The organism is Cupriavidus sp. 01L46, assembly GCF_056399905.1.
On sequence record NZ_JBFTSF010000483.1, the window covers coordinates 1 to 3045 of the forward strand.

A 3045-nucleotide genomic window follows, 5' to 3' on the forward strand; every position below is an offset into this window, starting at 1 on the left:
CCTTGGCGCCCAGCGCGCGCGCGCGGCGCAGGTAGCCGAAGGCCAGCTTGCCGGCATGGATGCCGATGCCTTCGGGCTCGTGCATGGCGCCGGCGGCTTCCTTGTCGTCGACATACTCGCGCTTGACGGTGTCGGCATCCAGGATGCGCGCGTCGTACTTGAACACGTCGCGCAGCACCTTGGCTTCCTTTTCCAGCGCGGGCATGACCTTGGCGCGGTGAGCGATGTAGAGGTGGCCACCGGGCTGCGGTTCGCAGTCGATGTCCTTGATCAGCCCCTTGAAGGTCTCCATGCCGTCGCACACCTCCTCGTGCAGCCGCAGCGCGGTATCGAGGCCGTAGCGCTGGATCCACTGCGAGCGCTTGAGCCGGCCCGAGGCGCATTGCGCCTGGCCGCCGTTGCGCGTGCTGCAGCCCCAGCTCACGCGGTTGGCCTCCAGCACGGTCGCCTTGATGCCGTGCTCCTGCGCGAGGAAGATCGCGCAGGTCAGCCCGGTGAAGCCGGAGCCGATGATAGCCACGTCCACGTCGATATCGTGCGTGATCGGGCCATCGTCGGGCGGCGGCTCGCCGGCCGTGCCGATCCAGTAGGTGGGAGCGTACTCGCGGCCCTGGCCGGGCGTGGGCGCGACCAGCGGGTCGTAGGCCGGGTCGTACGGCTTCGACGGCGCGGTGGCGTGGCCTTCGGGCAGGATCAGTCTTGCGGCGGTGGCGTCCATGTTTGTCATCCTCAAATGCCCTCTGGCGGGGCTGGAATCAGTTGGGGGCGCCGGAGCCGGCGGCGGCAACGGGCGGGCGATCCTTGCGGTACGCGTTCTTCACCGCGATCTTGCCGTCGCGGAAGGTGAACACATCCACCATGCGCGCCTCGATGCGCGTGCCGTCCGCCTTGGTGCCGCGGAAGGTGGATTCGCTGACGCCGCGCTCGCCGGCGACGAAATGCTCGCCATCCAGCCACGCTGCGTCGGGGAACGCCTGCCAGGCCAGCTGGAAGCCCTCGCGCACCGCGGCGCGGCCTTCGAAGCTGCGGCCGAACAGCTCGCTGCCGGCCACGGCGTGGAACACGCAGTCCTCGGCCATGAAGCCCATCAGCGCTTCGATGTCGTGGCGGTTCCACGCGTCGCTGAAAGCTTGCAGGGTGGCTGCGGTTACCGAGGGGTTTGCCATTTGCGTCTCCTTGATGTTCTTGATGGTGTTGGTGATCCGGGCGCCGGACCTGTGCGGCTTATGACTGCAGCATAGAGAGGTGACGCGCAATGCTGTAGGGCCAGATCCCATGAATCGCTTGGGCCAGTGCGCTCCCGAAATGCTGCGCATCAGGTACACCTGCCGGGCAAGCGCGGGCAAGCGCGGGCAAGCGCGGGCAGGCGCGGGCAGGCCGGCGCGGAAGATGGCCGCGGCGGCCTGCGAAGCGTTGGGTGGGAGGCAAGGCCGCGATGGCACGCATCGCGGCAAGCCGGTTCAGGCGCTGGGCGTGTCAGTCAGCCCGCCGCACCTCGCCCAGCGGCGCGGCGGCGGCGTGCTTTCGGAGCTGATGGCGCATCGCGTACGCCAGCACCAGGATGCCAAGGCTGGCCACGCCGAGCAGCAGCGGGGTTCGCTGGTCGGGGATAAAGGCCATGGCGACCACGATCCCGACCATGCCCGCGATGGCGACCCAGGTCAGGTAGGGGAAAGCCCACATCCGCACCTTGAGCCGGTGCGGCGCCTCGCGCTCCAGGCGGGCGCGCAGGCGCAGCTGCGAGATGGCGATCAGGATGTAGACAAAGATGGCGACGGTGCCATAGGAGTTGACCAGGAAGGCAAAGACCTTGTCCGGCGACACATAGGACATCACCACCGCGCCGTAGCCGAACAGCGTGGCGAACAGGATGGCCCTGACCGGCACGCCGTTGCGGCTCAGCCTGGCCAGCGCCTGCGGCGCGTCCCCGCGCTTGGTCAGCGCGAACAGCATGCGCGACGAGGCGTACAGCCCGGAGTTCAGCGCCGACAGCACGGCGGTGAGCACGACGGCGTTCATGATCTGCGCCGCCGCCGGGATGCGCATGGCATTGAGCGCGCTGACATACGGCGTGGCGATGCCGGCGGAGTTCCAAGGCACCAGGCACACCACCAGCAGCACCGAGCCCACATAGAACACCAGCACGCGGGTGATGACCGAGCTGGTGGCCTTGGCCACCGCCTTTTGCGGCTCGGCGGTTTCCGCCGCGGCGATGGTCACGATCTCGGCGCCGAAGTAGAACCCTGTCGCCGCTACCGCGCCGGTCAGCACCGGCATGATCCCGTTAGGCGCAAAGCCACCATGCACGGTGAGGTGCGCCACGCTGGCGGTAGCGCCCGGCCACATGCCGAGCACGAACAGCCCGGCCAGGAACAGGAACACCACAATGGCCGCCACCTTGATCGAGGCGAACCAGAACTCGAATTCGCCAAAGGACTTCACCGAGATCAGGTTGGTGAGCGTGAGCATCACCAGCAGCACCAGGCTGATGCTCCACGCGGGAACGTCCGGGAGCCAGAACTGCACCAGGCTGGCCCCGGCCACGGCCTCCAGCGCGACCACGATCACCCAGAAATACCAGTACATCCAGCCGGTCAGGAACCCCGCCAGCTCGCCCATGGCCGGGCGGTCGCTCCAGGCTTCGCGGGCGTATTCGTAGAAGGAGCCCACGGTGGGCAGCGCGCACGCCATTTCGCCCAGCATGCGCATGACGAGCACCACCAGCAAGCCGGTGATGAGAAAGGAAATGACAGCCGCGGGGCCGGCAGACTTGATGACGACGCCACTGCCGACGAAAAGGCCCGCGCCAATGACGCCGCCCAGCGCGATCATGGTCATGTGGCGCTGTTTCAGCCCGTGCTTCAGGCCGCTGGATTGCTGCTGCTGAGGGTGAATCACTTTGCTTTGTCTCCTGCTATGCCCAGGGGTCGCGCGCCACGGCTTATATAGTAGTTCGTAGGTCGGCGAATGGCTCGCCGGCGGGGGCCGTGGTTGCGCTCGATGACACCGGAGCGGGTTGCGGCAGGCGGCGCGTATCGCATGCGC

Annotated in this window: 3 protein-coding genes; all 3 read right to left on the reverse strand. The window is 67.7% G+C overall.

Annotation, left to right across the window (positions count from 1 at the left end):
- Positions 1-718 (reverse strand): NAD(P)/FAD-dependent oxidoreductase (locus AC1DS3_RS37215; protein ID WP_477129202.1); only part of this gene is annotated, 718 nt, incomplete at its 3' end.
- A gap of 37 nt (positions 719-755) precedes the next feature.
- On the reverse strand, positions 756-1166 hold the full coding sequence (locus AC1DS3_RS37220) for a nuclear transport factor 2 family protein (protein ID WP_441634031.1): 411 nt from the start codon (positions 1164-1166) through the stop codon (positions 756-758).
- A gap of 310 nt (positions 1167-1476) precedes the next feature.
- Positions 1477-2838, reverse strand: coding sequence for an amino acid permease (locus AC1DS3_RS37225; protein ID WP_441634266.1), 1362 nt, complete (start codon positions 2836-2838; stop codon positions 1477-1479).
- Positions 2839-3045 lie beyond the last annotated feature (207 nt).

What these genes read in the sequence shown, in the direction of transcription:
- AC1DS3_RS37225 (WP_441634266.1), bottom strand. Translation starts at nt 2,838, where the DNA reads ATGACCATGATCGCGCTGGGCGGCGTCATTGGCGCGGGCCTTTTCGTC.
- AC1DS3_RS37220 (WP_441634031.1), bottom strand. Translation starts at nt 1,166, where the DNA reads ATGGCAAACCCCTCGGTAACCGCAGCCACCCTGCAAGCTTTCAGCGAC.